The organism is Streptomyces sp. NPDC091649 (assembly GCF_044756785.1).
Taxonomy (GTDB): Bacteria; Actinomycetota; Actinomycetes; order Streptomycetales; family Streptomycetaceae; genus Streptomyces.
In genome coordinates this window covers 97,059-113,910 of sequence record NZ_JBIVTR010000019.1, presented here as the reverse complement: position 1 = coordinate 113,910, position 16,852 = coordinate 97,059, and the positions used below count along the sequence as shown (strand labels likewise).

Annotated in this window: 1 protein-coding gene; it reads right to left on the bottom strand. The window is 75.6% G+C overall.

Going from position 1 to position 16,852, the window contains the following annotated elements:
• Positions 1-213 precede the first annotated feature (213 nt).
• Positions 214-16,830 (bottom strand): protein-glutamine glutaminase family protein, encoded by a 16,617-nt coding sequence (locus ACIQMU_RS26665; protein ID WP_402689863.1) that lies wholly within the window; start codon positions 16,828-16,830, stop codon positions 214-216.
• Between the last annotated feature and the right edge of the window lie 22 nt (positions 16,831-16,852).

The following is a 16,852-nucleotide window of genomic DNA, read 5'->3' as shown; positions in this document are numbered from 1 at the left end:
TCAAGGCAGGTCAAGGGCGAGGCGTGCGACGACGGTAGCATGATGATAATCGTTTTCATAAGCGAGCCGATGGGCTGGCCGGGAGGGGCGGCTCGCGGGTGCGCACCGGCCGGGACGGCTCGCCGCGGCGGGCGCCCCTGGCCGCCGCGGGGCTCACCGGGGCGCCTTCCTTAACGGCCGCAGCCTGTGGGACGCCGGTTCCGACCGCTCCGGCTACCGGCCGGTGCCCGTCTGCGCCGGGTCCCGGCCGGGTGTCGCGCCTCCGGGCGCGGCCTGCGCGCCGAAGCCGGTCCCGGTGCCGAATCCCGAGCCGAACCCGAAATCGAAGTCGGCGCCGTCGAGGACGTCCAGGTCCATCCCGGCCGAGGGCGGATCCAGCGGGTCCAGCAGAGGCGGGTCCAGGAGGCCCGGCGGCTCCAGCACGTCCGGCAGCGCCAGGTCCGCCAGCGCCAGGCCGGCGGGGAGGAACGCGTCGAGCTGCCCCAGGTCCGGCAGACCCCAGACGAGTGCCGGGTCGCCCTCCGGCGCGTACGGGAAGAGCTGACCGGCCGGAGCCGCCGAGGGCGCCGGGAGGACCACGCCGTGCGCGGGGTCGTCCGCCGGCAGCAGGCCGCGCACCCGGGCCGCCAGTTCGGGATAGGTCTCGGTCTGCCCCTCGCGCCGCAGCCAGTCCCACCGCTCCCGCGCCCAGGCCACCGTCTGAGCCGTACCCGGTGCGCCCTCACGCCCGCCGATCCCCGCGAACGTCTCCCGGACCACCGCCCGGGTGAGGCCCTCCCAGCTGTGCCGGGCGAGTTCGTCCACGTACCCCCGGTACTCGCGGTCGGTGTCGCGGATGTCCTGCGGGACGATCGCGTTCGGCCAGGGGAACGTCATCGCGTGGGCCTCCGTGACGACCACCACGTTGCGTCCGTTGGGCTGTTCCCCCGTCCAGTTCCCGGGGTTGATCAACTGGTCGAACCACAACTGCTGTTGGGCATCCGTGAGCGAGGCGTCGGCGATCCGCAGATCGGTGTCCTGCGGGGCCGCCCCGATCGTGGTGAGCCAGTCCTCCTCGCTGAGCGGCCCCCGGCCGAGCGCGGGGTCGATGACGACATACCCGGTCGAACCGTCCGGAAGCCGCGTCGGCACCGCCGGGGCGATGTGATAGCGCCAGGTGATGAAACGGGGGTCGTCCGCCGTCGCGCCACGGGCGTTCGACGAGAAGAGCCCCAGCAGCGGCCCCGCCACGGTGATCTTCCGCACCGGAGCGCCCCAGCGCCGCAGCTCCAGGGCCATCAGGTGGGCCCGCAGGTAGCAGCCGTCCTCGGGATGGTTGTGCGGCAGCGGCAGCGTGTCGTACCGGTAGTGGTGGAAGCGCATCCCCTCCATCCGCCGGTACCACTCGGCCGCCTGAGCGGGCGTCGCCGGAGCGTCGTACGCGTCACCGAGCACATGGCGCATCCGACTGAGGGCGCCCGGACCGCCCTCGCGCACCGCCCAGTTGAGCACCGAACGCAGGTCGGCGCCGGCCCGCTCGTGGAAGGCGTCGTCGACCGCCCACAGGCGCGGCAGATCGCGGTCCAGACTCGCGAGGAGGTTCAGCGCGCCCTCGGCGTCGCCGTCCTCGCGCAGCAGCTCCGACAGGCGCTGCGCGAATTGCGTGGCCTGCGGCAGGTGGTGCGGCTGCTCGTCCGGGCCGGTCGCCACCGACTCCAACACCGGTCCGGGCACGTGGGGGCGTCGCGTCACGCCCAGGGTGGTCAGGGCGTGTTCGCGGTCCGGGGCGCTCAGCCGTCGTTCGTCCACGGCCTGATCCAGCACCCGGGCCAGACTCCGTCCGGCGACCCGTTCGAAGGCCGCCTCGAAGACCGCTGTGCCCGGTTCAGGCTGCACCTCGGCCCGGAGCAGTGCCGTACGCCGGTGGAGTACGCCGAAGAGCGCGGGCAGGTCGATCGTCGTATGCCCGAGCAGCGCGGCGGTCTGGGCCGCGAAATGGTTCTCCAGCTCGGCCAGGTGCTGGGCGCGCGGCTGTCCGTCCGCCTGCGGGGCCCGGGGCGGCACGCCATCCCGGGCGTGGGAGCCCTCGCCGGCCGGACGCGGCAGCGACACCGGATCCACCCACACGGCGCGCCGCGTCACCGCCGGCGCGGCTTCGCGGGCTGCCCGCAGACCGCGCTCACCACTCGGCGGGCCCTCCAACGGTGTTGCGTGCGTGTCCAGTTCACCCACCACGGCGGACAGCAGGTGGAGATGCCGGGACCGCAGGCCGACCGGGGCCGACGAGCCGTCCGGCGGCGCCTGCGTGTACCCGCCCAGGAGGCTGCCGGGCGCGTGCGCCCGGTGCGGGGCGTCGGTGTCTCGGTACTCGTCGCGCAGACCGAGCTGATGGGCGAGTTCATGTGCCAGGTCGACGGGTGAGGCATCCGCCCACCAGGTGAACTGGTCCATCGGGCGGTCCCGTTCGCCCAGGGCGACGGTGAGGTGCGCGTCCTCGGCGCCCTCCGCCCGCTCGACGGTGATGTGCAACAGGTCGCCGTTGGAAAGCCGGTGCGCGGGTGCGTTGAAGAAAGCCTCGACACCCTCGTCCAGCCGGTCCAGCACGGCGGTGACCCGGTCCTGCGGGCCGTGCACGGCGATCCGCACGGTCAGGTCGGTGACCCGCTCGTTCCCGTGGGGGAACCTCCGGGCGTCGAAGGCGGAGCGCACGACATGGCGGGGCCGGGCGTCGGGGCGCGCCCGGGGCGGCAGCGGGCGGTGCTCGGGGTTCGGCCGGTACGGACCGAACGGCCGCCCGTTCAGCATGCGTTGGGCGCCCAGGACGTGCTGCGGCGCCACCCCGCCCGGGAAGAGAACCTCCCGCTGGTCCGGGTAGGGCGAGGCCAGTCCGAGCGTGCCGTTCACGTCGATGCCGCCGGGCAGCGCCAGGTCGTAGCGCCACCGGTAGCGGGCGTCGAGCGCGGCCGCGGCTTCCGGCGTCATCCGGAGGGACTTCGCGACGTAGTCCGCGTCCCGGCTGGCGCTGACGTACCCGCTGCTGCCGCTCGCCCCGTTGTAGACGTGGTCCAGTACATGCACCAGCCCCGTCCCCGGGGCGTGCAGCCCGTTCAGGAACACCTCTTCGGGGCCCGCAGTCGCGAACCGGTGCACGGGCGCGTCGTCGGAGCGCCAGCGCATCGGGTGCGGCAGCTCGTCCACCCCCGGCGACATCCGGGCGGCGGTCCGGTGGGGCGGCACCGGGGGCAGCTCCGTGGTCGGCGCGTCGTCCCACGGCAGCAGGACCGGAGCGTCCGGCTCGGCTCCCGGGGCGGACCGGAAGCGGGAGGAGCCGATCAGCCCGCGGGTCGGGTGGTACCAGTCCCAGGCCGGCCCGTCGGAGTGCACCCTGCCGGCCTCGTCCGTGACGCGCCCGGCCGTCGGACCCGAGGCGCGGAACCGGCCGCGGAGGCCCAAGGACCGGTTCTCGGCAGCCAGTTCGGTGAACGCGGGGTCGCTGTCGACCTGTCCCCAGACCGTCCAGCCGTTGCCCTGGTGCACCACCGGGAACTCCCCGGAGGTGAGGTCCTCCCATTCGCTGTCCCGCGGCCACGGCGAGGGGGCCACGACGGGCGGAGCGGCCACGTGCGGTGACGCGGCGGCCGGATCTCCGGACAGCGTGCTCAGCTCGAACGCGCCCTCCTCGCCGGGCGGATCGTCGAGGGCGGGAGCGGCGGACGGGCCCGGGGCAGGCGCGGGCGGGGGCGGCGCGGGCGACGACGCCTCCTGGGCGGGCGGGACCTTGAGCGGGGACGCGCCTTCCCGCACGGGCGGTGTCTCCCGTGCCGGTACGGCATCCCGCACGGGCGGTGTCTCCCGTGCCGGTACGGCATCCCGCACGGGCGGTGTCTCCCGTGCCGGTACGGCGTTCCGCGCCGGCCCGGGATCCCGAGCGGGTACGGCCTTCCCGGCGGGCGGCGGCGTCGGCGGAGTGCGCCGTACCAGCGGGACGATGTCCCCGCCGCGGCGGCGCAGCACCAGGTGGGCGCCGGCGGCCGGACCGCTTCCGGCGAAGGTGTGCGCGGTGCCGTTCTCCTCCACCAGCGTGACCGCGGCACCGGTCGCTCGCGCCGCCCACCGCGCCATCGCCCGGTCGGCACGCGGGTCCCAGGCGGCCTCGGCGACATGACCGCGCAGCACCCGCTCCCGCTCGACGTCGCTGGGGGCCGGCAGCCCGGGTCGTACCCGCGCGGGTGGCGGCGTGAAGAGCGCTTCGCGGTCCGCCTGTCCGCCGGGCAGCCCGTGCAGCCGCATCAGCCGGGCGGGGGCCGAGCCGGCGGCGGAGCGCAGCCGGGCCGCCTGCCGCGACGGCAGACCGGGCTGTCCGGCCGCCGTACGAGCGGCCTCGGAGAGTGCCCCGAAGAAGCCGTTGCCGCGTCCGGAGTGTGCCCCGTGGACGTAGGACGCCCCGTCCGGAGCCGTCAGCACGTCGTCGTGACCGAGCGTGTAGCGGTGGCGCAGCGGGGCCGTCCCGGTGGCGGGCGGAGCCCAGGGCGGAGTGGCGTGACTGGGGCGTCTGCCCGCTTCGGCGGAAGGGCCGGCGCCCTCCCGCGGTACCGGCGGCGGCCCGTCCGTGCGGGGCGGCACGGGGTCGAGGACCGGGGCCGGGGCCCCCTGGGGGAGCGCCACATGGAAGTGCTCGTCGGCCACCAACAGCGTCAGGCCGGGGCCGTCGCCCTCCGCCGCGGTGTCCGCGCCGACCGGCAGGAATCGCTGGTGGCCGCCGTCGGCCGTGACCACCGTCACCGGTGTCCCCAGCACCCGGGCGGCGAGGGCGGGCAGCAGATCGGCCGCGCCGTGGTCCCAGGACCGCTTGTCCGTGGAGATCGGGCGGGACAGCGCCTGGGTGGCGAGCCGCAGACGTTCGCCCCCGTCCAGCCACAGAGGCCCCGGGAGGGAGCCGAGGGCGTCGAACTCCCGCCGGTGCGGGCCGTCGAGGGACACCCGCGCGTCGGCGAGCTCCCGGTCCGTGAACGTGTCCGCGGCCGCCGGGGCCAGCGCCGCCAGCAGATCCTCGTTGCCCCGCTGCCCCAACGCCTCGACCAGCCGGGTGCGCGCCGCCTCGACCCGGTCGGCGGGGCTGTCCGGGGACGTGCCGTCCAGGAGGGGCGAGAGCGCCCCGTGGTGGCCGGCGGCGGCGATGAGGGCGTGGAAGAAGGACGCGCCGTCGTGCGGCACCGCGTGCACGTGCAGCGCCGTGTCGCCGCCCGGCGGGGTGAGCGTGCGAGGGGCGGAGTCCGTGCCCTTTGAGACGGTGTACTTGGCGGGCGCCTCGTCGCGCCAGCCCGGCTTCTCGTACGCGAGCGGCTTCGGCGCGACAGCGGGGGCCGGTGCGGGCGCGGTCGTGGCGGGCGGGAAGTGGCGGGCCGTGACGCGCTCCGCCTCCGCGTGCAGCCGCTGGGTCTGTTCGGCCGCCGCGACGGTGCGGGCCTCCCAGGCCGTCGCCTCAGCGCGCGCCGAACGCCAGTCGGTGACGGCACGGGACTCCGCGCCCGACGCGGCGTCGGCGGGTGCCTCAAAACCGTCCGTGACGGCGGTCCGTTCCGTCTCGGTCATGTCCAGCCACGCGGCGCGTGCGCGGGCCCGCGCGTCGTAGTAGCGCTTCTCGGCCTCGGTCATGTCGGCCTGCGAGTCCGCCATCGCGTCCCAGGCGGCCCCGGACTCCTCGGGGAACGTGGTGTCGTCGAGGAGACCGAGGTCCTTCGCGATGTCCTCGCGCACCCAGGCGAGCGTGGTGGTCTCCGCCTCGGTCGCCCGCGGACCCCGCCGGGCGTGCCCGAGGGCGTGCAGGGCGCGGCTGTCGGTGAGCCGGTGGTCGGCCTCCACGACGGACAGCCAGCGCACGGGCAGCGCGAAGAGCATGCTGCGCGGGGTGCTGACCTTGAGATGCGTGCCGAGGTGGGCCTCCGTACCGCCCTTGAGGTGGCTGCCGTCGGCGGTGCTCGCGAGGGTGCCCGAGACGCCGGGTGTGATCACGCCCGCGCCGCTCGTACCGGCCATCGGGGCGGTGCCCGCCACGGCCTCGACCGTGCCGGAGAACCCGGCGTCGTAGGTGTCCGACTCCTTGGCGCGGACCGTGCCCTCCATGCGGGGCTTGTTCTCCACGGCGAGCAGGCGGGCCCCGCGCCGGTCCAGCTTGGCGTACAGCCGTGCGTCGGCCGTGTGGGACTGGCCGAGGAGCCGGGCGGAGGACAGCGGGGGCAGCGCCATGCCCCCGGGGCTGAGAGCCTCCCGCAGACCGGCGGTGAGTGTGCTCTGCCCGGTGGCCTCCCGCTGGGCCTGCGCCGGTGCGGTGCCGAGCACGGTGAGCGGCGTGCGGCGGGCCTGCCGCACGGCGTCCGTGAGGGCGCCGCCGCTCAGCGCGGTGCCCGAGTGCCGGTCGCCCGCGCCGTCCGCCTGGGCGGTGGCGAGCGTCAGGCCGTCGTGGACGTTGGCCGAGCCCAGTACGTCCACGGCCAGGAACCCGGTGCCCACCACGTCGTCCAGGGCGAGGCCGCTGTCCCGCGCACGCCACTGCGCGACACCGTCGGGACGGGCCTGCGCGGGCGTCAGGACGCGTACGGTCCGGTCCGGTTCCGGAAGGGTGTCCTCGGCGTCGGCGTCGGCGTCGGTGGCGGACGCGGCGGTGCCGGCCGTGGCCGCGGCGGCGTCCGGAGAGCCGGGAGACTCCGGCGTCAGCAGACTGCCCGGCAGCATCTCGCGCAGACTGCCCACCTCACCGTCCACCGGATCGATGAGCTGGTCTCCCACCCCGTCCGTCATGGTCACGGTCAGTTCGTAGCGGGTCACGAGCTCGGCGTGCGACTGCGTGGTCACGATGTTGGGGCTCGTCGCCCTGCCGCTGCCGTGTGCCCGGCTGCCCTGCTGCTGCGAGGCCGCACCGCCCTGGAGGGCGGGGCCGACGCCGAGCAGTCCGGAGCCCTTGTCCACCGCCGGGCTCTCACTGACCCCGAGCGTCGCCTCGGCGCCGCTGTCCTGGGAGGCGGAGGTCTCCGTGTCACGGCCGGCGGGGCGGTCGTCCTCCACCTCGTAGCCGTTGCGCAGCCGGTCGACGGTGACCGTGACCGGGGTCAGGGCGAACCGCAGCTGCCCGGGGCTGCCGCCGGTGGGCAGGTCGCCGGGGCGGGCCCGGGCGCGGTACTGCACGGGCAGCGTCACGCCCTCCGCGGTGAGTTCGTGGAGCTGCCCGCGGAGGAAGTCCGGGGACAGCAGCTGGAGCACCTGCTCCCGGTCGTGCGACGGCACACCGAGGGCCTCCAGCTTCGGCAGCAGGTCCCGCGCGTGGCCGCTCGCGTCGAGCCGGCCCGAGGCGTGGGTGGCGAACCGGCGGCGCTGGAGGAACGGCGGGACCCGGTAGCCGGCCGCCAGGTGCTTCGGCGTGTCCGTGCCGAGGCCGTCAGAGGCGAGGCCGGTCTCGATGGCGTCCTGCATCGGCACATGGGCGATCACCGCGTCCGGCACGTGGTGCGTGCGTCCGGCGGCCCGGCGGGGCCTCGGCGTGTGGTGGCCCAGCCAGGGCGCGACCTTTCCCGCCCAGGACTGCACGGCCGTGGCCGGGCGGGTCCCGAAGAGGCCCAGTACGGCACTCCACCGGTCACGGACCGCCACCGTCTCGGTGAGGTCGCCGATCACCGGATAGGTGCGGCCGGTGTGGGTGAGCGTGGTGCTGCGGCCGTGCGCGAGGCCCTGGGACCCCGAAGCCCCCCTGCCCCAGGAGTACTGGCCCGCCGCCGCGTAACTGCCGTGGATCGGTCGGGAGTCCACGTGCTGCATGGTCAGCGAGTTCTGCACGCCGACGGTCGTCCTGGAGGAGGTCCCGCCGCTGCCGGTGATCTTGCGCTCGGCACCGGTCGTCACCTCGAAGCTGCCCGCGTTGGGGTCGCCGGCCACCCGCAGGTTGTGCAGCCGGGCGCGGAGCGTCGCCTTCACGTGATGGGTCCGCAGCGGCCCCGCCGCGTGCAGTCCGGTGGTGCGCATCCCGAACGGGCCGAGGATCTGGCCGAGATGGCCGGCCACGGAGACGTTCTCCATCGCCCGGCGCAGCGCGTCGCGCAGCGGAGTGCCGGGCGTGGTGACGTGCCAGGAGTTCCCGCTCGCCTGCGCGGCGGCCTGCTCCGTCATCTCCTGCCGCTGCCGGGCTCCCTCGGCGCTGAGCACCGCGAAGGGGCGGCTCAGCAGGTCCCGCGTCCACGCGGCGTCGGCCGCCTCGGAGTCCGGGGACGGTCCGGTGCCGTCGACCAGCTGTTCCGCCTCGGCCGCCGGAATCGGAAGCGGGGGCGGGACGGTCGCGGGGCGGGGTTCGCTCTCCGGCCGAGGGGCGGCGGGCGGCAGCGATCCGGGGGGCCGCGGGTCGCTTGCGGGCGGCCGCGTGGCGGTGGCGGATTCCGTGCCCGGCTCGCCGTCGCCGTCCGCGGGCGGGTGCACCACGATGGCCGGCGGGGTGCTCGTGGCCGGGTGCACCAGGACGGCGGACTCCGCAACGGCGTCCGGAGCCACCGGGGGCGCGTACCGCTGCGAGCTGTGTGCCGCCGGCACCGCCAGCTCGACCCGGCCGACCGGGGCCGTGCCCTGGTCGAACAACTGCCGCTCGCCGACCCGGCTGACGAAGTACCCTGCGCCCAGTGCCCCCACGGTGACCAGCCGGGTCCAGCCGCGAGGACGGCGATGGCCGTCGAACGAGGCGTTCAACTCGACCCGGTAGCTGAACAGATGGGCGGACGTCTGCGCGGTCAGGTGGTCGTTCGTCACCGAGACCGCGCTCCGGGTCGCCCGCTGCCGCCCCCAGGCGTGCCGGAGGCCGAAGGCCGACATGCCGGAACGCCGCGCCCAGCCCGTCTCCGGAGCCTTTTCCCGGTCCCGCGGCGAGACCCCCACCTCGATACCGGTCGACACCGTGCTCGACCCCTGCCGCGCCTGTCCCACCTGCTGCGTCGCGGCGACCGAGTTGCGCATCGACCGCTCGCTCAGCGACGTCTCGTACCGCCGGTCGGTCAGCCGGGCCGTGAGCGTCAGCGTGTGGTGGCCGGTACGCAGCGGGCCGCCCTCGGTGAGGCTCACCGGCACTCCGCTGGTCGTCAGCACCTCCAGACTCTGGGCCAGCGTGGGCCGGTTCAGCGCCTCCCGCACCTGGCGGTCGTTGTGCAGCACCGTCTGGGTGTGCCCGTCACCGCGCAGCAGCCGGGCCACCTTCGGGTGCCGCCGCTCCCACGGAGCGGGGAACAGCCCGGGATACGAGCGGTGCAGCGCGTCGAGGGCCGCGTCGGCGAAGGACGCCGACGGGTCGGGGGCGGCCGGGGCGGGGGCGTCGGCCGGACTCCCGGGCGTGGTGGTGCCGTCGGCGCCGTCCGTCCCGTCAGCCGGTGCCGGGCCCTCCGGCAGGAAGCCCTCCGCCCGGGTGTGCCCCAGGTGCGTCGGATCGTCCTCGGTGAGGTACGGCGGCGCCGCGGGCTCCGGCGCCGGCGCCGGAGCGGACCGGGCGGGCGTCCGGGTGTCCCACTCCGCGAGCCGCTTCGCCTCGGTCGTGGGCATCCAGTCCAGCGTCACCACCCGGAACGGCCGTGCGGCGGACGGCGGTTCCCCGGGCTTGCGGAGGTAGAGCGTCTTCTCCACCCGGTACAGCGCCACCGGCGTGCCCTTGACCCTGCCCGTGACCTTGCGCGCCGCGGAGCCGCCCAGATAGTGCGCGCGCCCGGCGCCGACGTCCAGGCGTGCCATCGGGCCGCCCTGCAGACGCACGTCCGTGCTTCCGCCGTCGATGAACGTGTGGTTGGGCCCGGCGGTGACCTGGACCCCGAGCCGGGTCTCCCGGGTGTGCGTGCGGTCGTTCTGGTACGTGTTCTGGGTGACGTCGCGGATCTCGACCTTGGTGGCCTCGGTGACGCGGGTGCCCCGGTGCGCGACGGCGCGCTCCACGATCAGATGCCCCAGGGGCCGCTGCGAGCCGCCACGGGTCAGCTCCGGACCCACCACCTGGCCCGTCAGCCGGGGGAGAAGCCCCAGCAGCCGCCCGGGACGGAGGAACGACACCAGCGTCCGGTGCGCCGAACTCCCGGGCCTGGCACCGGACATCGCGAGCGCCATGTCCTCGGGTGAGTCCAGCAGATGGATCGCCTCGGTGTCCGCGAGACGGGGGACGGCCCCGTTCGGGAACGTGATGGTCTCCGGAGCCAGTGCCGGGCCCTCGTGCGGTTCGGTCAGCGAGTCCTGGAGCCGCCAGGTCAGCCCGTCGCGCACCGCGAAGCCGTAGCGCCCCAGTTCCTGGCGCTGCCACCCGGTCGACTCCGTCGGCACCGGAGGGCTGCCCGGCGCCGTCGGGGCGGCGGACGTCACCGGGGCCACGGCCCCCGGTCCGCTGGCGGGCGGCGGACCGGTCGCCGTCTCCGGCCCGTTCGCCGGCTTCGGCCCCTGGGCGACCCGGTCGACGCTCACCCGGTAGTACACGTCGTCCAGATGCAGATGGGAACCGTCCATGCCGCGCATCTCGGACTGGCCGAGCCCCTGCGCCCCGGTGTTGTAGTCCGTACGCCGCGAACGGCCGAACGAACCGGCCAGCTTGACCATCCACTCCAGCGGCGGCCCCACGCTGAGCGCGAGAGCGATCCGCCGCGCCGTTCCCACGCTGCGGGGCACCCCCGTCGATGCCTGACCGCGGTGCACGGTGTCGACCTTGACCGTGACCCCGTCGGGGTCCGCGAACCGCTCCCAGCGGTGGTACGGCACGGCCTCGACCGTGACCTCGTAGCCCACCCCGGAACGCTCCCGTGCCACGAACCCGGCCCCTCGCGGTCCGGTGAACGCGGAGGGCTCGTCGGCCAGCAGGCGGCGCAGCTCGGCGGCGTCGAACCGCGCCCGTACCGGCGGCGGGAGCCGGGCGATGATCTCGTCGGCCACCCGGTCGACGTCGCGCAGCGTGGTACGGCCCGCACCGGACATCAACCCGCCGGGCCCGTTCCCGGCGCTGCCGCTGCCGCTGCCGGAGCCGTCCGGGTCGGGGCTGATGAGCGCGGTGGGCAGCCGGCTGCCGTCCTGGAAGGTCACGCTCGTGGGCGGCGGACCGGGAGGGGGAGCCTCGGCTCCGGTCAACAGGCGTGGCGGGCGGTGCCGTTCGAGCTGGGTCTCCAGGGGAACCCGTTCGCTCTCGTCCGGAGTGACCGCCGGGACGGGCGTGGTCTCCGGTGCCGCCCGTGTCCCTGTGTCCTGGGCCACGGCCTTCGGCGGCGGGGGCGTCGAGCTGTCCAGGGCCTCGGACAGGCGGCGTTCGTTCTCCTGGTGGCGCTCGTGCGCTTCCCGTACGGCGTCGTCGTTGGGCGTCGGCAGGGGCGGGGAGCCCAACGGGTCGGGCGTGCGGTGGCGGGCGGCGGCGGACGGCTCGTTGCGCAGGGTGCTGTCGAGTGCCTCCGCGCTCGCCACCCAGTCCCGGAACTCCTTGAGCTCGGTGAAGTCCGAGGGGACGGCCGGAGCGGTGGAGAGGTCCGCGGAGGGCGGGGGCGGGGCGGGGGCCGTCGTGGAAGCGGTGGTGGACCCCTCCCCCGGGGAAACGGTCTTCGGTACGGAGGCGGTCTTCGGTTCCGGTGCGGGCGGCGCCGTCGAGGTCGTGGCGGCCGGCGCCTGCGCCGGGGCGACGAGCGCTTCGTAGTGGTCGCGCCCGTTGTAGGCGACGTACACCGTCCCGCCCCGGCCGCCCGGGTTGAGGGCGGTGACGGCGTCGCCGCGCACCACTCGCAGATCGATGTCCGTCGCCCGGGCCAGGGCCGTCGGCAGGAGGTCGCCGAACGGGGAGGACCACAGCCCGGTCCGGCCGGCCGTCTCGGCCAGCAGGCCCCCGCTGCCGAGGAGCCGGGCCTCCCGGGGAGTGGGGGCGACGTCCAGCAGGGAGCGGTAGCCGCTCTGCCGCAGCAGGCGACGCCAGACCGCAGCATCGCCGGCGAGCGCGGCCTCGGACACGGCCGCCCACGCCGCGGCGGCCTGACGGTCCGCCGGGGAGTCAGTGAACGCCCTCCCGCCGGTGACGCGTTCGCGCAGGTCGTCCACGACGGTCCGCACCGGGTCCGGTGCCGAGACCGTCAGGGCGTCGGCCAGCTCGGAACCGGTGAGCCGGGTCCGCAGCAGATCCCGCAGCCCGTCGACGTCCAGCCCAGCCCAGTGCGGCAAGGCGCCCTGGCCGCGCGCACCGGTCAGCACGGAGCGGAAGAAGCAGTCCCCGTCTCCCGGGACGGTGACACGGCGGAACTCCTGCCCGTCCGCGCGCACCGAACCGGACGTCGGTGCGGGCGGGTTGGGCCCGCCCGGTCCGAACACGTCCAGCCCCCGCGCGGACGCCTGGTCCGCCGAAGGCTCCGGGCGGGCCGGGCCTCTCGCCGCCCCGTCGGCGAGGTCCGGCCGGCGGGAGGCCAGCGTCGCGGTGTCCTCGGGACTCAGGCCCAGTTCGGACAACGGCAGGGGCGCGTCCGACAACTGCCAGGTCACCCGAGCCGAGGCCGAGTGGGCGAGCCCCCGCACGTCCGCCGGCGACACGAGGGCGGACGGCGGCAGTACGGGCGCCGGCGGCGGTAGCAGCGCGTCGAGCGACGCCTCGGGACGCGTCCTGCGAAGCGTGGAAGCGGCGCGGAGGAAGCCGGTGTACTGCGCCTCGGTGGGCGGCACGCCGTCGGCGAGCCCGTTGCGGCCGGCGACCATCCGGTGCAGCAGGTCCGGAGTCATCCGCGCATCGGTGTAGCGGCCCTCCGGGTCCGGGGAGCGCCACCGCAGCCCGTCCGCGAAGGCCAGCCCGCGCAGCAGCTCGCGTCGGTCCGGCCGTTGTTCGGCGTCCTGTCCCAGCGCGCCGCGCAGCGTACGGACGGCCTGGAGCGTCCGTGCCCGGGTGAACGGGTCGGCGGGGCCCCGTCCCCGGTGCAGACCGGCGGAGCGCGCCAGCGCGTCGAGCTTCCGCCCCGAAGGCTCCGGCGTGAACATCCGCCACTCGCCCGGCCGCCCGTCCGGCCCTTCCGTGAGCACCGCCCGTACGGTGCCGTCGGCGTCCTTGGCCGTGCCCGCCTCGCTGGTCGGCGCGTACACCGGCCTGCCGGTCCGGTTCGCCACGTGCTGGGCGACGGGCAGCCCCGCGATCTCGGGCTGGCGGCCGGTCGCGCAGGAGAACAGCACCAGCGGCCGGGTGCGGTCGCCCCCCATTCCCCAGGTGCGCAGCACCTCGCCCAACTGCACGCCGCTGACCACGACGGACGGCCGCTCGGCGTCGTCCGTGCCCAGTGTCACGGTGCGCGGGGTGCCGTGCGCCACGAAGTAGTCGGTCCCCTCGGGCGTACCGGAGCCCGGGAGCGGACGGGGCGGCCCGGTGAAGACGGTGTGCGAAGCGGCCTGCTGCCGGGACCGACTGCCGCCGCCGTCGCCGCCGTCGGGGGAGGGGGAGGAGGTGCGGACGGTCTGCCGGGTGGTGCGGTAACTGTCCTGGTCGAGCAGTCGCTGACGGGCGGCCGCTTGCGAGGTGCCGTCCTCGACGGCGCTCTGCGAGATCGTCAGCGTCCGCACCGGCGCCGATGATTGTGGCCGACCCGGAGACGACGGCTGGTTCGGGGGCTGCTGGGGCCGTGTGCCGTCCTGCGACACCAGGCGCCGTACCTGGTCGATCGGCAGCGAGTGGCCGTCCAGTGTGGTGATCGTCGGAGCGCCGGTACGGGTGGCTGGCCCGTCCGGGGAGGCCGGACGGGTGACGAAGTGGGCCGCTCCGGCCGGAGAGACCGGAGAGACCGGAGCCGGGGAGGCGGCCCGGGGCGGGGGCGTCGTGCCGAGGTTCGGCGGGCCGGGCGTGGTGGACCCGACCGGCTGCCCCGTGCCGGACTCCAGGTGCACGTCCGAGGCGACATCCCGGGCGCCCTCGTCCGTCGAGGTGCTGCTCGTGACGGGCGGTGGCTCAACGGCGGGGCCGGGGGGACTCGCGGGACCGTTGGGCTGGGCGGCGGTGTCCGCCGTCTCCCCCAGCGCGTCGTACGTCGCCCCGCTCGTCGTGGCGATGCGCCCGGCCGCTTGGTCGGTGGCCGGGTACGGAGAGGGCGCGGGGCCTGCGAGTGCCTGGGCGTCCGGTCCCCGGGCGAGGTCCGGGGGGCCCAGGGCACCGGCGACCGGCAGCAGCACATCCGCCCCGGGGAACGGGGAGGCGTCGCCCGGGGTCGCCGGGGGAGCGGCGGACACGGTACGGATGCGGGTCGGCCCGTCCGGCGCGTCGCGGGTCAGCACGCCGGCCTCGCGCTGCGCGGCCGGTCGTGCGGTGCCTGGCGCGTCCGGGCCGGCGGGGGTGACCGGGGGCCCCAGGACGATCGCGTGGTCACCCCCGGCCAGGTCGAGCAGCCGCGATGCCGCCTCGGGGTCCCCGTACGGCAGTGGGCCGTCGGCCACGATGACGTCGAGCGGGCCGTCTCCGTGCCCGGTGGCGTTGGGCCCGGGTTCCTGCGCGGTCGGGTCCTGGGCTCCCGTGGCCGGGCGTCCGGTGGCCGTGCCGTTGGCGCCCTGGGAGGAGTTCGGTGTGGGCGTGGGCGTGGGCGTGGGCGTGGGCGTGGGCGTGGGCAGGGACACGGGCGCGGGCGCGGGCGCGCCCGATGCGGTGGCGGCCGGCCCGGGTGTGCCGGAGGTGTCGGGTCCGCTTGGCGTGTCGGTCGCCGTTCCTGGGCTGTCGGGTGCGCTCGGGGCGTCAGAGGTGCTCGGGGTGCCGGGCGTTGGCCCTGCGGTGCCTGAGGTGCCCGAGATGCCCGAGGTGCCTGCCGTCGTTTCGGGTGTGCCCGGGATGTTCGACGTGCCGGAGCCGTCCGGCGTGGGGATGCCGGCGGAGCCCGGCGGTGTCCCGCCCGCGGCTTCGCCCCTCGCGGGCCCGGTGAGCGTGTCCTCGCCGGGACCGGCGTCCTGGCCGGCGGCCGGGCTCGTGTGCGGGCCGGTGCCCGGGTCCGTCTCCGGGTTCCCGGTGGCGGCGGGCGACTGGCCGGCCCGGCCGTCGGCGTGGGCCGGACCGTTCACACCGGCCGCGTTCGGTGGCCGGCCGGCCGGACCGCTCGCGTCCGGGACGGCCGACGGACGGCCGTCCGCGTCGTTCGTGCCCGGCACACCGGACGGCGGGCCCTGCGAACCGGCCGGCCCCGCGGTGACCGGCGGCTCGTGCCGGGTCACGTCGGGGCCGAGGCCCTCCAGCGTGCGGCGCACGTGTTCCGTATCGGAGAACGCCTCCCGGCCCTGCCCGCCGGAGATCACCCGTACCTCGGGGACACCCGACAGACTCCGGTGCAGCGCGTCACGTGCCTGGGTCTCGACCGCGCCGGGCGGCTGCTGCCCACGCAGCTCTCCGAGGGCTCTCAGCGCGTCGGCGCGCGCCTCGGGGGCCCCTGTGTGCGCCTGCTGCCACAGCGCGGCCTCGGACCGGGCCGTGTCCGGGCCGCCGGAAGTCCGGTGCTCCGGGGAGGACGTGTACGGAGGAGGCGCTTCGTGGAACGGGGCCGCGTCGGACGGCGGGGCCGCGTAGGACGGAGGAGCGCCGTAGGGCGAAGGAGCCTCGTACGCCGCGGGGACGCCGGTCCCCCCGGCCGGGGACACCGGCACCGGCCCGGGGGAGGAACGGTCTCCGTCCGTGTCCGTGCCGGCCGGGTCGCGACCGGGCGCATCCCCGCTGGACGTTGTGGCGGCGCCGCCGGAGACGGTGGGCGGGTTCCCGATGCGCGACCGGTCGACAGCCTCGCGCAGCGCGGCACCGGTGTTGACGGCACCGGTGTTGAGCGCCGAACCGACCCGGTCGCTGACGCCCGCGCCGACGAAGGTGGACCAACTGGTCGACCATTCGCCGTAGAGCAGACCGCCCGCGATGATCTCCGCCAGGGACTCCGCGCCGCCGGAGGCGGCGAAGTCCGATGTCTCCTTGACGACATGATGCCCCGTCCACGCGCCCTTGCCGGGCCCGGGGCCGCCCGTGGGCAGGTCGGGTCCGGGCTTGGGCGCATCGGGTCCGGGCCTCGGCCCGCCCGGCCCGCCCGGCCCCGTCTTGGGGGCGCCCGGGCCGTTCGTGGGCAGGTCCGGGCCGTCCTTGGGGAACTTCGGTCCGTTCTTGTAGTCGATGTCCGGGCCGGGCTTCAGGAAGTTGTTGTCGTAGCCCTTGAGGATGTTCTTCGCCACGTCGTGGAAGATGCTGGCGAACCCGCCCGCCAACGCCCCGAACGCGGCGTCCTTGAGGATCTGCGACCAGTCGAAGCCGTCCGGCCGCCGCCCGTCCGGGCCGCCCAGCATCATGCCGAGCCGGACCACGAAGGTGGTGAACGCCTCCGACAGCGCCTCGGTCAGCGACGGCAGCAGATGTGTGCGCTGCAGCAGATGGCTGAGCGTAGTGAGGATCAGGAACCGGCTGCGGGCCTTCGCCAGGGCGATCTGGGTCAGGGACGCGCCGGCGGTGAAGTAGGACATGGCGAGATAGAACGCGATCTCGATGAGCAGCCGGATGACCTCCGCGATCACCTGCCACTTGGACTCCATGATGTCCATGGACGTCTTGACCCGGGCGTCCGAGATGCTGTCCAGCTGGTCGCCGAACTCACGCAGGTAGTTCTTGCCGCCGTCGTCGATGAGCATGCCCATCGCCCTGACGTACGCACGCCCCACATCGTCGGGCATGGCGGTCGCGATGTCCTTGACGGATGCCTCGATCAAGCCCGACAGCTCGCGGACCCGCTTGCCGAGCCGGCCGTACGGCTGCCGGCTGTCGTACGCCAGGTCTTCGTCGGCCTGGAGGAGCCTCTCCCCGGTGAGGATGAACAGCATCGTGTTCACCGCCGGAGACGCGTTCAGGCTCACCGCGGGCAGCTCCGTCCGCCCG